Genomic DNA, 16,002 nt, shown 5'->3' on the forward strand with positions numbered 1-16,002 from the left:
ATATTTCTACAAATATGACAAAAAATAAGCGATTTAGAAAACTAACTAAATCAGATTTCATATTTTAGCTTTTAAATTAACAATAAAAATGAATTTAAAAAAACAGATTCCTAATTTATTAACTCTTGGTAATCTTTTAAGTGGAACAATTGCTACTATTTTTGCTGTACAAGGAAATTTTGTAACAGCAGGTTTGCTTGTTGTTTTAGGGATATTTTTTGATTTTTTTGATGGATTTGCAGCGCGTTTATTAAATGTATCTGGAGAGTTAGGTAAACAATTAGACTCTTTAGCAGATATGGTTACAAGCGGAGTTGTACCTGGAATTATAATGTTTAATTTAATAGCAAATAAACATGTTTATAATAATTCTTTATTTGATTTTAATTTTGTTTTTGAAAACGATACCAATTACCTTCAATATATAGGTTTATTATTAACACTTGGTGCTTGTTACAGATTAGCTAAATTTAATATTGATACAAGACAATCAGATTCTTTTATAGGTTTACCAACGCCTGCAATGAGTTTGTTTATAATTTCTTTACCTTTAATTCAAGCAAATACTGATGTTGAGTTTGTTCAGAATTTAATTAATAATAATTACTTTTTGATTGGGGTGACTTTGTTTTTAACCTATTTGATGAATGCAGAATTGCCTTTGTTTTCATTAAAATTTAAAGAGTATTCAGTAAAGAATAATTTAATGAAATACTTGTTTTTACTAGCTTCTTTATTAATGATTATTTTCTTACATTATATTTCAATTCCTTTAATCATCACATTATATGTAATTCTTTCTATAATTAGTAACTATAAGAGAAAATCTACAAATTAAGTGTCTGTTAAAAGCAAATAATGAAGCAAGTAGTTTAAGAAAATTAAAAAACTTTCTTCTTTTTCAATTCAAAATCTTTACCTAAATATACTTTTCTAACCATTTCATCAGCAGCTAGTTCTTCTGGAGTTCCACTTTTTAAAATGCTTCCTTGATACATTAAATACGTTTTATCTGTAATAGCTAAAGTTGCTTGTACATCATGATCTGTAATTAGAATTCCAATGTTTCTATCTTTTAAATGTGCAACAATGCTTTGTATATCTTCTACAGCAATTGGGTCTACACCAGCAAAAGGTTCATCTAATAAAATAAAATTTGGGTCAGAAGCTAAACAACGTGCAATTTCTGTTCTCCGTCTTTCTCCTCCAGATAATAAATCCCCTCTATTTTTACGAACATGACCAATATTAAACTCTTCAATCAAAGACTCTAACTTAATTTTCTGTTGTTTTTTTGATAAATCGGTAAATTGTAAAACAGACATAATATTGTCTTCTACAGATAATTTTCTAAAAACAGAAGCTTCTTGTGCTAAATAACCAATACCTTTTTGTGCACGTTTGTACATTGGGTCTTCGGTAATTTCTTCATCATTTAAAAAGATTTGTCCTTTATTTGGCTTTACCATTCCAACAATCATGTAGAAAGAAGTTGTTTTTCCTGCTCCATTTGGACCCAAAAGGCCTATTATTTCGCCTTGTTGAACTTCTAGAGAAATGCCTTTTACAACTTTTCTGCTTCCGTAAAGCTTTTGAATGTTATCTGCTCTTAATATCATACATCAAAGATAGTAAAACTGTTAAAGTGATTTCTTAAAGTAATTATAAAGTATTTTCTTCTTCTAAAAGCTCCCAATATTCTAATGCTTTTCTTAAATGAGGAATTACAATTGTACCTCCAACTAAATTGGCAATAGACATGGTTTCCATCATTTCTTCTTTAGAAACACCGTTTTTATATGCAGTTTCTAAATGATATTGAATGCAATCATCACAACGTAAAACTGCAGAGGCAACTAAGCCTAATAACTCTTTTGTTTTTACAGGTAAATGCCCTTCTTTAAAAGCATTTGTGTCTAAATTAAATATTCTTTTAATTACTTTATTATCAGAAGCTAAAATTTTATCGTTCATTTTCTGACGATATTCATTAAATTTTTGAACTTTACTTGGCATCTTTTTGTTGTTTTTTGATAACTCTTCTTGAGACTTTTATGCTAATTTCATACAAAATAAGAATAGGTATGGCTACTATAACTTGACTGGCAACATCTGGTGGTGTAATAATTGCTGCTACAATTAATACAACCACTAGGGCATGTTTTCTGTATTTCTTTAAAAACTCTGGTGTAATTAAACCTATTTTAGTTAAAAAGTATATTAAAACAGGTAGTTCAAATAAGATTGAAACACCTAATAACATGTTAGTAACTAGTCCAATATGTGATTCTAGAGTAAAACTGTTTTGAATTGCATCTGTAATTTGATAATTGTATAAGAATTGAATAGAAATTGGAGCAATAACATAAAAACTAAAAAATACACCGATAAAAAATAAAAGAGAAGCAATAAAGATAAATCCTCTAGATCTTTTTATTTCGTGTGCTGTTAAACCAGGAGAAACAAACCTCCAAATTTCCCATAAAATATAAGGAAAAGAAACAATAATACCTAAAATAAAAGAAGACCAAATGGAATTCATTAATTGAGAAGTAACTTTTATACTCTGTAGTTTTTTATCATCAAAATTAACATTACAAAAAGCACTATCCATTCCAAAAAAATTAAAGAAATCACAAAATAATCGGTAAGTGATAAAGTCAGATTTTATATGTGCTAATAAAAAGTGATTATAAACTTGTTCTGCAAAAACAAAGAATATAATTGTCATAATAAAAATTGCCGCAGCACTTCTTACCAAATGCCATCTAAGTTCTTCTAAATGACCTAAAAAGGACATTTCTTTTTGTTGTTCTCCCATTAAAAAATACCTTCTTTAATTAAATCATGTAAGTGTACTACACCTACATAATTATGATGATCATCAACAACTAAGATTTGAGTAATGTTGTTGTTTTCTAGCGTATCTAAAGCTTCAATAGCCATTGCACTTTCAAGAATTGTCTTTGGGTTGTTACCCATAATGTCTTTAGCAGTAAAATGATTTATTTCGGTAGTTTTACTTAACATTCTTCTGATATCACCATCTGTAATAATTCCTACAATTTTATCTTCTTTTAAAACAGCAGTTACCCCTAATCTTTTTTCAGAAATTTCTATAATTACTTTAGTAATGCTATCTGTAACATTAACTTTAGGTAATAAATTGTTTTTAGTTAAATCTGAAACTTTTAAAAATAAACGTTTGCCTAAAGCACCTCCTGGATGATATTTTGCAAAATCTTTACTTGTAAAATCATTTAGTTTTAATAGGCAAACAGCAAGAGCGTCTCCCATAACTAATTGTGCTGTTGTACTTGTTGTTGGCGCTAAGTTATTTGGACAAGCTTCTTTTTCTACAAAAGTATTTAATGGAAAATCTGAATTTTTACCTAAAAAAGAATCTATATTTCCGGTAATAGCTATAATTTTATTTCCATAACTTTTGATTAACGGAACCAATACTTTAATTTCTGGAGTATTTCCACTTTTAGAAATACAAATAACAACATCGTCTTTTTGAACATTCCCTAAATCTCCATGTATAGCATCAGCTGCATGCATAAAAATGGCAGGTGTTCCAGTGGAATTAAAGGTTGCCACAATTTTAGTTGCAATGTTGGCACTTTTACCAATTCCTGTAACAATTACCCTTCCTTTAGATTTTATAATACATTTAACAGCATTTTCAAAATCTGTATTAATTAAATTTGCTAAATTAGCAATAGCATTGCTTTCAGCTAAAATTGTTTCTTTTGCATTTGCAATAATTGTGGAATGATTTTTCAAGCTTAAAGTATTTTATCAGAATAAAAAAAAGTTATATCTTTAGATATAAGAAACAGGCAAATTTACTACAAAAAATAGTTTCAACAAACTATATAAAGGTTTGTATTTTGTTTTTAATGTTAAACGAATATATACATAAATGGATTTACATGGTCCTCTTAAAAAATTCTTTGGATTTAATAAGTTTAAAGGTTTACAAGAAGAAGTAATTAAAAGTATAGTAAGTAACAAAAATACATTTGTTATAATGCCAACGGGTGGTGGAAAGTCTCTATGCTATCAATTACCAGCATTAATGAAAGAAGGTACAGCAATTGTTGTTTCTCCTTTAATTGCATTAATGAAAAATCAGGTAGATGCTATAAGAGGTATTTCTGAAAATCATGGTATTGCTCATGTTTTAAACTCGTCTCTAAATAAAACAGAAGTTGCACAAGTTAAAGAAGATATTGCAAACGGAATAACAAAACTCTTATATGTAGCACCAGAATCTTTAATAAAAGAAGAATATGTTACTTTTTTAAGAACCCAAAAAATTTCTTTTGTAGCCATTGATGAAGCGCATTGTATTTCTGAGTGGGGTCACGATTTTAGACCAGAATACAGAAATTTAAAACATATTATTAAGGCTATTGATAATGTACCGGTTATTGGTTTAACAGCAACAGCTACAGAAAAAGTACAAGAAGATATTCTTAAAACATTAGGAATTACTGATGCAAATAGATTTAAAGCTTCTTTTAATAGAGCTAATCTATTCTACGAAGTAAGACCCAAAACAAAAGAAGTAGAAAAAGATATTATCCGTTTTGTAAAACAAAGAATGGGTAAATCTGGAATTATTTATTGTTTAAGTAGAAAAAAAGTTGAAGAAATTGCACAAATTTTACAAGTAAACGGAATTAAAGCAGTGCCATATCATGCTGGTTTAGATGCTAAAACACGAGTAAAACATCAAGATATGTTCTTAATGGAAGATTGCGATGTGGTTGTGGCTACTATTGCTTTTGGAATGGGAATTGATAAGCCCGATGTTCGTTTTGTAATTCATCATGATATTCCTAAAAGTTTAGAAAGTTATTATCAAGAAACAGGTAGAGCCGGACGAGATGACGGTGAAGGATATTGTTTGGCTTTTTATGCTTATAAAGACATCGAGAAATTAGAAAAATTTATGGCTAGTAAGCCTGTTGCTGAACAAGAAATTGGTCATGCTTTGTTACAAGAGGTGGTGGGTTATGCCGAAACTTCTATGAACCGAAGAAAATACTTGTTGCATTATTTTGGTGAAGAATTTGATGAAATTAATGGGGATGGTGCAGATATGGATGATAATTCTAGAAATCCAAAGAAAAAACACGAAGCTAAAGAAGATGTCGTAAAATTATTAAAGGTAGTCAAGTTGAGTCTTCAACAATACAAATCAAAAGAAGTAGTAAATACTTTAATAGGTAAAGAAAATGCTTTACTAACTTCACATAAAACACATTTACAAGATTATTTTGGAATAGGAAAAGACAGGTCTGCTTCATACTGGATGGCCTTATTACGTCAAGTTTTGGTGGTAAACTACATTCGAAAAGAAATTGAACAATATGGAGTTATCAAACTAACTAAAGAAGGAGAGGATTATATGAATAATCCTACAAGTTTTATGATGACAGAAGATCATTCATATTCTGAAGAAAATGATAATGCTATTATAACAAATGCAAAATCTTCTGGTGGGGCGGCAGATGAAAAGTTAGTTAAACTTTTAAAAGATTTACGTAAAAGAGTTGCTACAAAACTAGGAGTACCGCCTTTTGCTGTTTTTCAAGATCCATCTTTGGATGATATGGCTTTAAAATATCCATGTACATTAGAAGAACTTTCTAAAGTACACGGAGTTGGAGAGGGAAAGGCTAAAAAATTTGGTAAAGATTTTGTAACATTAATAGCTGATTATGTAGAAGAAAATGATGTTCTAAGACCAGACGATTTAATTGTAAAAAGTACTGGGATGAATTCTGGACTAAAGCTATTTATTATACAAAATACGGATAAAAAATTGCCTTTAGAAGATATCGCAAAATCGAAAGGCTTAAAAATTAGTGAATTGATAAAAGAAATGGAAGCTATTATTTTTTCTGGAACGAAATTAAATATCGATTATTCTTTAGATGATTTGCTAGATGAAGACCAGCAAGAAGAAATTCACGAGTATTTTATGGAAGCCGAAACCGATAAAATTCAGGAAGCTTTAGACGAATTTGATGGAGATTATGATGAAGAAGAACTTCGATTAATGAGGATCAAGTTTATTAACGAAGTAGGAAACTAAATTCTCTTTTTATAAAGTAAAGAATGTTAATAATACACCTAATAAAATTGCTGTAAATTTTTGTAAATTAAATTTATGATTTTCAGAACTTTCAAAGAGAATAATTGTAGAGATATGTAAGAAAACTCCTATAATTAAAGCTGTTATTTCTGTAGAATATGTAATAAAAAAGGGAACTTTATCTCCTAATAAAACACCTAAAGGACTCATTAATCCAAAGAAAAACAAGAAAAATAACACTCTTTTTTTTGAGTATTTTTCATGTAATAAAAAAGTAGTCAATACAATTGCAATAGGAATTTTATGAACAATAATTGCCCATAATAAATTATCTCCAGAATTATGAATAGGCAACCCTTCTGAAAAAGCATGTAAACATAAACTAATAAATAACAAAGTTGGAAACTGTTTGTTATCATTATGAATATGTATATGTCCGTGCTCTGCTCCTTTAGAGAATGACTCTAAAATTGATTGTAAAATTATACCGATTAAAATAAAAATACCTATTGTTTTGTAATTTGAAGTTGCCGTATAAACTTCTGGTAGTAGATGTAAAACAGTAACAGAAAGTAAATAAGCACCACTAAAAGCTAATAATAAACGTACAATTTTATTACTAGGTTTCATTATAAAAACCAATAAAGAACCAATAAGTACAGATAAAATTAATAAGATATAATTCACTTGGCAACAATAATTAATCGGTTAGAAGTATTTGCATCAAAAGTAGATAAATTATAATCACCAAAAATATTTGTAATTGTAAAACCTACTTTTTCAAAATATAATTTCATTTTATTTACATCCAAATACTTTACACGTTCTGTATAGGAATGTTCTTTTCCGTCAGCAAAAAATGAAATATGTTTTAATATAAAACCATCATTAATTTCTCTCTTTATATTAAAGGTAATGTTGTCTACAACTTTTACTTCTTTTGTAACTAAATTAGCTTTTACCTTTACTGCATTTAAAAAATCGAAAACAAAAAAACCATCTTTTTTTAATCCTTGCTTTATATTCTTTAAAATAAGAAGATCTTCTTTATCATCTTCAAAATAACCAAAACTTGTAAATAGGTTAAAAATGGCGTCATATTGATTTTGAATAGGCTCTCGCATGTCATGAACTTCAAATTTTAAGTGGTTGTTTTCGAATTTTTTAGCATGTTTTATGCTGTTTTCAGATAAATCTGCACCAGTAACTTTGTATCCTAAAGAGTTTAAAAATACAGAGTGACGCCCTTTTCCACAAGGTAAATCTAAAATACTTGTAGATTTAGGCAAGTCCAAAAACTCAGTTATATTTTTCATAAATAACTGTGCATCGGTATCATTTCTATTTTTATAGAGGGTATGATAATAAGGTGTATTAAACCAATTTGTAAACCAATCTTTTGTTTTCATAAGTATTTTCAGTCTGTAAAAGTAACCAAATCTTACGTTTTTAAAAATGAATTTCTTAATTAGTATAAATCCTATTTAAAAATGTATTTTTGCAAACAATTACAGTGATTTATGGATAAAGATTTTAAAATGACGGCAACTACACTTTTTGGTTTAGAAGGTGTATTAGCAGAGGAGCTTAAAAATTTAGGAGCACAAGATGTAAAAGAGGCTATTAGAAGTGTTTCTTTTAGAGGAGATAAAGGTTTTATGTACAAAGCAAATATTGCTTTAAGAACTGCTGTTAGAATTTTAAAACCCATTAAAGTTTGTAAAATTTACGATGAAGAAGATCTGTATGAAGCCATTCAAAAAATCAAATGGGAAAATTATTTAGACGCAGACGGAACTTTTGCAATAGGGGCTGTTGTAAATTCTAAAAATTTTACTTCAAATTCGCATTATATTTCTTTAAAATCAAAAGATGCAATTGCTGATTATTTTCGTCATAAATATCATAAAAGACCTAATGTAGATTTAAAGTACCCAGATGTAAAAATCCACATTCATATTCAAAAAGAATGGTTAACCGTTTCTTTAGATTCTTCTGGAGATTCTTTGCATAAAAGAGGATATAGAACAGCTACTAATATTGCGCCAATAAACGAAGTTTTAGCAGCAGGTATGGTTTTATTGTCAGGATATACCGGCGAAGAAAATTTTATAGATCCTATGTGTGGTTCTGGAACTATTTTAATTGAAGCTGCAATGATTGCTAATAATATACCTGCAAATATTAATAGAAAATTGTTTGCTTTTGAAAATTGGAAAGATTACGATGAAGACTTATATTTTACAATACAAGAATCTTTATTAAAGAAAATCCGTTCTTCACACTTTAAAATCATGGGCTTTGATAAAGCACCATCTGCTGTACAAAAAGCACAGGCCAATGTAGAAAATGCGAATTTAGATGAGTTTATAGGGGTACACCATGTAAACTTTTTTAACTCTAAAAAAGAAGTATTTGGTAATACTACAATTCTATTCAATCCACCTTATGGTGAGCGTTTAAATATAGATACAGAAGAATTTTATAAAAAAATAGGAGATACATTAAAGCACAATTACCCTGGTTCTACAGCTTGGTTGATTACTTCAGATACAGGTGCTTTAAAATCTGTAGGCTTACGAACCTCTAAAAGAATTGCACTTAAAAATGGAGATTTAGATTGTAAGTTTGTAAGATACGACCTATATGAAGGAACACGTAAATTTAAAGAACCTAAAGTAGAAACAGATTCTAATACAGAAACAAATTCTGAAGATTAATTTTTTTAGACTTATTTAGAAAAAGGAATTTACAAAATCATGTCTATTTTTAGAAGTTAAATCATAATCAATAAGTTCTTTTATTTGTTCTATTTGTGCGTAATTTTTAATTATAATGTAGCGATTTTTATGTAATTTTGATTCCACTTGTTATTTTGAAAATAAGGTTTTAAAACGATTGAGAAATTTGTATATTCAAGTGAGATTATGCTTCCTACTTGGTTCAGAATGACAAACAACTAAAAATAAGTTATTTGCTACATTACATAGACGTTATATTACCCATTCCTATTCAGAAAACCTTTACGTATTCTGTAACCGAAGAAGAAGCTCTTTTTTTGAAAAAAGGAATGCGTGTTGCTGTTTCTTTTGGAAAATCGAAAATGTATTCTGCATTGGTTTTTAATATTCATCAAACAAAACCAACTTTATATGAAGCTAAAGACATTCATCAAATTTTAGATGAAACTCCTTTAGTTAATGAACTACAATTAAAACATTGGCAATGGATTTCTGCCTATTATATGTGTTCTTTAGGTGATGTGTATAGAGCTGCTTTACCATCTGCATTTTTGTTAGAAAGTGAAACGATTATCAATAAAAACGAAACTTTTACAGACGAATCTGTTTTAGGAGATGATGAATTTTTAATTTTTGAAGCATTACATCATCAATCACAGTTAACCATCTATCAAGTTGCAGACATTTTAGGGAAGAAAAAAGTAATGCCCATTGTAAACTCATTGATTAAAAAATCAGCAATTATAGTTAAAGAAGAAATTTATGAACAATACAAACCTAAATTGGTGAAGTATGTTCGTTTGCATTCAGAATTTAGTTCTGATGATTCTTTAGAAAAATTGTTGACAGAATTATCAAGAGCAAAAAAACAACGAGAAGCAGTTTTAACTTTCTTTCAATTACAGTCTACTAAAAAACCAATAAAAGCAAAAGACTTAGAAACAAAAGCAAATGTTTCTGCCTCTATTTTAAAATCCTTAGTAGAAAAAAATATTTTTGAGTTTTATCATATTCAGACAGATAGAATTCAGTTTAAAGGTGATACCAATTCTTTAAAAGTATTGAATGAATTTCAAGAAAAAGCATTTTCTGAGATTAAAGAATCTTTTAAAGAAAAAGACGTGGTACTTTTACACGGAGTTACAAGTTCTGGTAAAACAGAAGTGTATACAAAATTAATTCAAGAGGTTTTAGATCAAGGAAAGCAAGTGTTGTTTTTGTTGCCAGAAATAGCATTAACTACTCAGATTATTACACGATTACAGTTTTATTTCGGCGATCAAATTTCTGTTTTCCATTCTAAATACTCTATGAATGAAAGGGTAGAAGTGTGGATTAATGTTTTAGAAAACAAAACAAAAGCACAAATTGTTTTAGGGGCTCGCTCTTCAATCTTTTTACCTTTTTCTAATTTGGGGTTAATTGTGGTAGATGAAGAACATGAAACTTCTTATAAACAATTTGAACCTTCACCAAGATATAATGCAAGAGATGCTGCCATTGTTTTATCTAAATTACACAATGCAAAAATTTTATTAGGTTCTGCGACTCCTTCTTTAGAAACTTATTTTAATACTCAACAAAATAAATATGGTTTTGTAGTTTTAAATAAACGTCACGGAAACGTACTGTTGCCAAAAATTGAATTGATTGATGTTAAAGAAAAGCAACGAAAAAAGGAGATGAAAGGTCATTTTTCTGATAGATTACTTACATTAATTCAAGATGCTTTAGACCTAAAAGAGCAAGTTATTTTGTTTCAAAATAGACGTGGGTTTTCACCAGTTGTAGAGTGTAAAACTTGTGGAGTTTCTCCTCAATGTCCTAATTGTGACGTGAGTTTAACCTATCATAAATTTAAAAACGAATTACGTTGTCATTATTGTAATTACCAACGTGCAATGCCAAATAGTTGCGGAGCTTGTGGAAGTAATACTTTAGATAGCAAAGGTTTTGGAACAGAACAAATAGAGTTAGAATTAAAAGAACTTTTTCCTGATTTTAAAATCGGAAGAATGGATTTAGATACTACTCGAGGAAAACACGGCTATCAAAAAATAATTGGTGCTTTTGAGGCTAGAGAAATTGATATTTTAGTAGGAACTCAAATGTTATCTAAAGGATTAGATTTTGATAATGTTACCTTAGTTGGAATTTTAAATGCTGATTCTATGTTAAATTTCCCCGATTTTAGAGCACATGAACGTGCCTATGATATGATGGTGCAAGTTTCTGGAAGAGCTGGTAGAAGTAAAAAACAAGGAAATGTTGCTATACAAACGTACAATCCGTATCATCAAATATTACAACAAGTTTCTACTACAAATTATACAGAAATGTATAAAGAACAGTTACAAGAGCGTTGGCAATATAAATATCCACCTTTTTATCGATTGATAAAAATTACACTTAAACATAAAGATTATAATAAAGTAGATAGTGGTGTAAACTGGTTATTTAAAGCTTTATACAGTGCTTTTGGTGAACATGTTTTAGGTCCAACAGCTCCTGCAGTTTCAAGAATTAGAAATCAATATATTAAAAATATTGTTATTAAAATTCCGCCTAAACAAAGTTTAGCAAATACAAAAAATCAACTTTCAAAAATTAAAAATACATTTGAAGCTGTAAAAGATTTTAGACCCATTCGATTTATTATAGACGTGGATGCGTATTAAATAATTAGGAATTAGGAAGTAGGAATTAGGAAGTAGGAAATTGCAGTTTTCAATTAGCTTGTCTTTTAGAGTATAGTCGAGTACTAATTAAACATTATATTTATTAAATAAAAGATCATTTATGAGTTTTATAAAAGAATACGATTTAATCTGTGTTGGTGGTGGAATTATGAGTGCAACTTTAGCATTAATTACAAAACTGCTAAAACCAGAAATGAATATTTTAATTTTAGAACGTTTAGATAAAGTTGCTCAAGAAAGTTCTGCTGCTTGGAATAATGCAGGAACAGGTCATTCTGCGTTGTGTGAATTAAATTATTGTCCAGAAAAAAATGGTGAAATTTCTATCAAAAAAGCCATCGATATTTGTACACAATACGAAACCTCTAAACAGTTTTGGTCTTATTTAATCAATGAAGGTTTATTAGAGAACCCTGAAGAGTTTATTACTTCTGTAAAACACCATAGTTGGGTTTTAGGAAAAGATAATGCAGATTATTTAGAAAAAAGATTCCAAGAAATGAAAAAACATTTTATGTTCGATTCGATTGATTATACAAGAGAAATCAGTAAGATGAAAGACTGGTTTCCCTTAATCATAAAAGATAGAACAGAAGATGAAGTCATGGCTGCTTCTAAAATAAATAGAGGAACAGAAATGAATTACGGTTCGTTAACAGAAAAATTATTCGCTATTTTAAAAAACGAATTTGACACGCCAGTTCATTGTAATATGGAAGTGTTAGATATAGATCCTGACACAGATTTAGATTGGACGGTAGAAGTAAGAAATTTAAAAACAGATGAACAACATAATTTAGAAGCAGAACATGTTTTTATTGGTGCGGGTGGTGGAAGTTTGTTGTTATTACAGAAAGTAGAAATTGAAGAGAAAGAAGGGTATGGAGGTTTTCCTGTAAGTGGAGAATGGTTGGTTTGTACCAACGAAGATATTATAAAACAGCACAATGCAAAAGTATATAGCAAAGCAGGAATTGGAGACCCACCAATGTCTACTCCACATTTAGACACACGGTATATAGATGGTAAACGTCAATTAATGTTTGGCCCTTTTGCAGGTTTTAGTCCCAAGTTTTTAAAAGAAGGTTCTAATTTAGATTTATTCAAATCCATTCAGTTTGATAATATCCCCTCTATGTTTGGTGCTTTTTGGCATAATTTACCCTTAACCAAATATTTAATTGAGCAAGTCATGATGAGTAAAGAAGATCGAATGGATTCTCTACGAAAGTTTGTGAAAAATGCAAAAAGTGAAGATTGGGAAGTAATGAAAGCTGGCCAAAGAGTTCAAATTATTAAAAAGGATGAGTTTGAAGGCGGAAAATTACAATTTGGTACAGAAGTAATTTCTAGCAAAGATGGAAGTATTACGTGTTTGTTGGGAGCTTCTCCAGGAGCTTCTACCGCAACGTCTATTATGTTAGAAGTGATTGAAAAAGCATTTCCTGAAATTATAAACTCTAAAGAAGGGAAAGAAAAATTACAACAAATAGTTCCTTTTTATAAATCAAAAATCACAAAAGAATTATTTGCTAAGGAATTGAATAAGAGCAGGATTGCATTAAATCTTTAATAAGTTTAATTTTCCTAAATTAAAAGTATTCAAATATATTTGAAGAAATTTTTATAAAATACAGAGATTCTTTTAAAAAAAAAATCCCTAGTCATACTACTTGTAAGGCAATTAAAAACAAAATCTTTTAAACATTAGCTTTTTTATTTTCTTTCCATTTATTTCTTAAATCAGTTGATAAAATACTTGTTCCATCATGTTTCCAACCAGGAGGTTTCATTAAATATTTAAATTTATTTGATAATGATGTTTTAGAAGTAAAAAAATCACGAAACATAAAATACCATTCAACAAAAGCAATTTTTATAGGGTTATAAGTCTCTATATTTGTTACCAAACCATAAATAGGTTGCTCTATTTCAGGTTCAAAAGTTCCAAAAAGTTTATCCCAGATTATAAATATTCCAGCGTGATTTCTATCTAAATATTGAGGATTTGTAGCATGATGTACTCTATGATGACTAGGTGTATTAAAAACAGCTTCAAACCATTTAGGCATTTTATGTATCAATTCTGTATGAATCCAATACTGATAAATTAAACTAATAGACATTTGTACCAATACCATAACTGGATGAAAACCTATTAAAATTAAAGGAAACCAAAAAATAAACGTATAAAACCCACCAGACCAAGTTTGTCTTAATGCAGTACTTAGGTTATATTTTTTAGAAGAATGATGTACAACATGACTTGCCCAGAACAATCTACTTTCATGACTAATTCGATGAAACCAATAATAACAAAAATCTTCTGCAAATAATAAAACAACCCATGCCCACCAAACAAAAGGAATTTCAAATAAATGAAAAAAATTATAAACTAAATAAAACAGACTTAATGTAATTCCTTTTGTAAATAAACCAATTGCTACATTTCCTAATCCCATGGTAATAGAGGTCCTTGCATCTTTAAATTCATACTCATCTAATTTTACTTTTACAGTTAAAATTACTTCAATGATTATTGTTATTATAAAAAAAGGAATGGCATAATGAATTAAGTTAGGAATTTCAGGTATATGCATATCAGTATCTTTAAGTGTGATTAGTATTCTAAAAATGAATTAATTATTAAGCAAAAAAGATGCTTTTAAATATAAAAAAGTATGTATATTTGCAGCCTTAAAAATAAACAATAAATATTTAATTATGAATCATTACGAAACTGTTTTCATTTTGAATCCCGTTTTATCTGATACTCAGATAAAGGAAACAGTACAAAAGTTTGAGGACTATTTGGTTTCTAGAGGTGCCGAAATGATTTCCAAGGAAGATTGGGGCTTAAAAAAATTAGCTTACCCAATTCAAAAAAAGAAAAGTGGATTTTACCACTTATTAGAGTACAAAGTTGCTGGTGAAGAAATTACTGCATTTGAGTTAGAATTTAGAAGAGATGATAGCGTTATGCGTTACCTTTCTGTTAGATTAGACAAACATGCTGCAGCTTGGGCTAAAGTTAGAACTGAACGTGTTAAATCTACTAAAAAATAAGAAATGGCATCAATAGAACAACAAGCAAAAGGTGGTAAATCTGCTGACGTTAGATATTTAACGCCATTAGATATAGACACAAAAAAAGAAGCAAAATATTGTAGATTTAAAAAGAAAGATATCAAGTATATCGATTATAAAGATGCAGACTTCTTAATGTATTTAGTAAACGAACAAGGTAAAATTTTACCAAGACGTTTAACAGGAACATCATTAAAATATCAACGTAAAGTTGCGCAAGCAATTAAAAGAGCGCGTCATTTAGCGTTAATGCCTTACGTTGGAGATATGTTAAAATAATAAAGAAGTAGAGATATGGAATTGATATTAAGACAAGACGTAGAAAATTTAGGATTTAAAGATGATGTTGTATCTGTGAAAAACGGTTACGGTAGAAACTTTTTAATCCCTACAGGACAAGCAGTTTTAGCTACTTCATCTGCAAAGAAAGTTTTAGCAGAGAATTTAAAACAACGTGCTTACAAAGAAGCTAAATTAATTGAAGACGCTAATGTTATAGCAGAAACAGTTAAAGGATATGAAATTAAAATTGCATCTAAAGTTGGTTCAGGAGACAAATTATTTGGTTCTGTAAACAACATCGATTTAGCTGCAGCTCTTGCAAAAGCAGGAACAGAATTAGACAAGAAATTTATTAAAGTTGTTGGTGGTTCTGTAAAAAGATTAGGTAAATACGAAGCTTCTGTAAGATTACATAGAGCGGTAGTTGCTGATATTACATTTGAAGTAGTTTCTGAATAAGAAATTTTTTAAATTTTACACAGAAAAGCTCGTTAGAAATAACGAGCTTTTTTATTTTTGTACATATATGAAATACAGACAGCTTACCAAAGAACAATTTGAAAGTTTACATCAAGAATTTGCTCGTTTTTTAGCCTCGCAAAGTATAGATGCAAAAGAATGGAAACAGATTAAAGAAGAAAAACCACAAGTTGCAGAAGATGAAATGAATGTTTTTTCTGATGTAGTTTGGGATGATGTATTAACTAAAACCAGCTATGTAGAGCATTTTTCTGAAACAACAGCAAATTTATTTAAATGCGATGAAAATGTGATTCACAGAATTGCAATTAAAATAAATAAAAAAATAAATATCCTAGAGCAAGAGGGGTTTGAGTGGTTAATGAATAACCCTAAAGATGATTTGATTGATATCTTTAAAGGTACTAAACCTTATAATGGTGATAGAAATACAGAGATTTTTGATTTAATTGAGAAAGGTAGTGCTATTTCCAAAGGAGAAATATTTGAGTATTTTAATCAATTAATTTCATAATTTTTTTAGAAGCTATTTCCTACTTTTCGCACTCGCTTTTTTGATGTGCTTCATAAAAAGATATTTTTATGAAGCACAATCTCAAAA

General features: G+C 28.9%; 16 protein-coding genes. 9 read left to right on the top strand and 7 right to left on the bottom strand.

The genetic code is table 11. From position 1 onward, the window contains the following. Positions 1 to 88 precede the first annotated feature (88 nt). Entirely contained in the window at positions 89 to 838 is a 750-nt protein-coding gene (locus MC378_RS04450; RefSeq protein ID WP_242177521.1) for a CDP-alcohol phosphatidyltransferase family protein, read from the top strand. A 43-nt stretch (positions 839 to 881) separates the two neighbouring features. Here MC378_RS04450 and lptB read toward each other — a convergent pair whose 3' ends face one another. Genes lptB through MC378_RS04470 form a run of 4 tightly spaced genes read right to left on the bottom strand, consistent with a single transcriptional unit; the run spans position 882 to position 3,789 of the window. Then, on the bottom strand, positions 882 to 1,619 hold the full coding sequence (gene lptB, locus MC378_RS04455) for an LPS export ABC transporter ATP-binding protein (protein ID WP_242177522.1): 738 nt from the start codon (positions 1,617 to 1,619) through the stop codon (positions 882 to 884). A gap of 43 nt (positions 1,620 to 1,662) precedes the next feature. Then, positions 1,663 to 2,016, bottom strand: a complete 354-nt coding sequence (locus MC378_RS04460; RefSeq protein WP_242177523.1) for a carboxymuconolactone decarboxylase family protein — start codon at positions 2,014 to 2,016, stop codon at positions 1,663 to 1,665. After that, positions 2,006 to 2,821 (bottom strand): twin-arginine translocase subunit TatC, encoded by an 816-nt coding sequence (gene tatC / locus MC378_RS04465; protein ID WP_242177524.1) that lies wholly within the window; start codon positions 2,819 to 2,821, stop codon positions 2,006 to 2,008. The genes MC378_RS04460 and tatC overlap by 11 nt, the downstream gene beginning before the upstream one ends. Continuing rightward, entirely contained in the window at positions 2,821 to 3,789 is a 969-nt protein-coding gene (locus tag MC378_RS04470) for a KpsF/GutQ family sugar-phosphate isomerase (RefSeq protein WP_242177525.1), read from the bottom strand. Before MC378_RS04470 ends, tatC begins: the two co-directional genes overlap by 1 nt. Before the next feature lie 139 nt (positions 3,790 to 3,928). On the opposite strand from MC378_RS04470, the gene MC378_RS04475 reads away from it, so the two are divergent. Continuing rightward, the gene (locus tag MC378_RS04475; RefSeq protein ID WP_242177526.1) at positions 3,929 to 6,112 is read left to right on the top strand and encodes an ATP-dependent DNA helicase RecQ; all 2,184 of its coding nucleotides are present in this window, start codon (positions 3,929 to 3,931) and stop codon (positions 6,110 to 6,112) included. Positions 6,113 to 6,121: 9 nt separating this feature from the next. On the opposite strand, the gene MC378_RS04480 is transcribed toward MC378_RS04475, so the two are convergent. Together MC378_RS04480 and MC378_RS04485 are read right to left on the bottom strand one after the other, a co-directional pair. Continuing rightward, entirely contained in the window at positions 6,122 to 6,799 is a 678-nt protein-coding gene (locus MC378_RS04480; protein ID WP_242177527.1) for a ZIP family metal transporter, read from the bottom strand. Beyond that, on the bottom strand, positions 6,796 to 7,521 hold the full coding sequence (locus MC378_RS04485; protein ID WP_242177528.1) for a class I SAM-dependent methyltransferase: 726 nt from the start codon (positions 7,519 to 7,521) through the stop codon (positions 6,796 to 6,798). The genes MC378_RS04480 and MC378_RS04485 overlap by 4 nt, the downstream gene beginning before the upstream one ends. Before the next feature lie 111 nt (positions 7,522 to 7,632). Here MC378_RS04485 and MC378_RS04490 point away from each other — a divergent pair, with 111 nt between their 5' ends. The 3 genes from MC378_RS04490 to mqo all read left to right on the top strand — a co-directional run bounded on the left by MC378_RS04490 (position 7,633) and on the right by mqo (position 13,125). Then, entirely contained in the window at positions 7,633 to 8,832 is a 1,200-nt protein-coding gene (locus MC378_RS04490; RefSeq protein WP_242177529.1) for a THUMP domain-containing class I SAM-dependent RNA methyltransferase, read from the top strand. Positions 8,833 to 9,086: 254 nt separating this feature from the next. After that, complete coding sequence (gene priA / locus MC378_RS04495) at positions 9,087 to 11,531, top strand: replication restart helicase PriA (RefSeq protein WP_242177530.1); 2,445 nt, start codon at positions 9,087 to 9,089, stop codon at positions 11,529 to 11,531. 121 nt (positions 11,532 to 11,652) lie between these two features. Beyond that, positions 11,653 to 13,125 carry a malate dehydrogenase (quinone) gene (mqo, locus tag MC378_RS04500; protein ID WP_242177531.1) on the top strand — a complete coding sequence of 491 codons (1,473 nt, stop codon included), beginning with the start codon at positions 11,653 to 11,655 and terminating at the stop codon, positions 13,123 to 13,125. Between the two features lie 127 nt (positions 13,126 to 13,252). Here mqo and MC378_RS04505 read toward each other — a convergent pair whose 3' ends face one another. Continuing rightward, a complete protein-coding gene (locus MC378_RS04505; RefSeq protein WP_242177532.1) occupies positions 13,253 to 14,152 on the bottom strand; it encodes a sterol desaturase family protein in 900 nt (299 codons plus the stop codon). Between the two features lie 124 nt (positions 14,153 to 14,276). On the opposite strand from MC378_RS04505, the gene rpsF reads away from it, so the two are divergent. From rpsF to MC378_RS04525, 4 genes are all read left to right on the top strand, one after another. Next, a complete protein-coding gene (gene rpsF, locus MC378_RS04510) occupies positions 14,277 to 14,618 on the top strand; it encodes a 30S ribosomal protein S6 (protein ID WP_242177533.1) in 342 nt (113 codons plus the stop codon). A gap of 3 nt (positions 14,619 to 14,621) precedes the next feature. After that, complete coding sequence (gene rpsR, locus MC378_RS04515; RefSeq protein WP_091893627.1) at positions 14,622 to 14,918, top strand: 30S ribosomal protein S18; 297 nt, start codon at positions 14,622 to 14,624, stop codon at positions 14,916 to 14,918. A gap of 15 nt (positions 14,919 to 14,933) precedes the next feature. Continuing rightward, a complete protein-coding gene (rplI, locus tag MC378_RS04520) occupies positions 14,934 to 15,380 on the top strand; it encodes a 50S ribosomal protein L9 (protein ID WP_242177534.1) in 447 nt (148 codons plus the stop codon). A gap of 67 nt (positions 15,381 to 15,447) precedes the next feature. After that, complete coding sequence (locus MC378_RS04525) at positions 15,448 to 15,915, top strand: DUF6495 family protein (RefSeq protein ID WP_242177535.1); 468 nt, start codon at positions 15,448 to 15,450, stop codon at positions 15,913 to 15,915. Positions 15,916 to 16,002: the final 87 nt, after the last annotated feature.

It is taken from the genome of Polaribacter marinus (assembly GCF_022662535.1).
Lineage (GTDB): Bacteria > Bacteroidota > Bacteroidia > Flavobacteriales > Flavobacteriaceae > Polaribacter > Polaribacter marinus.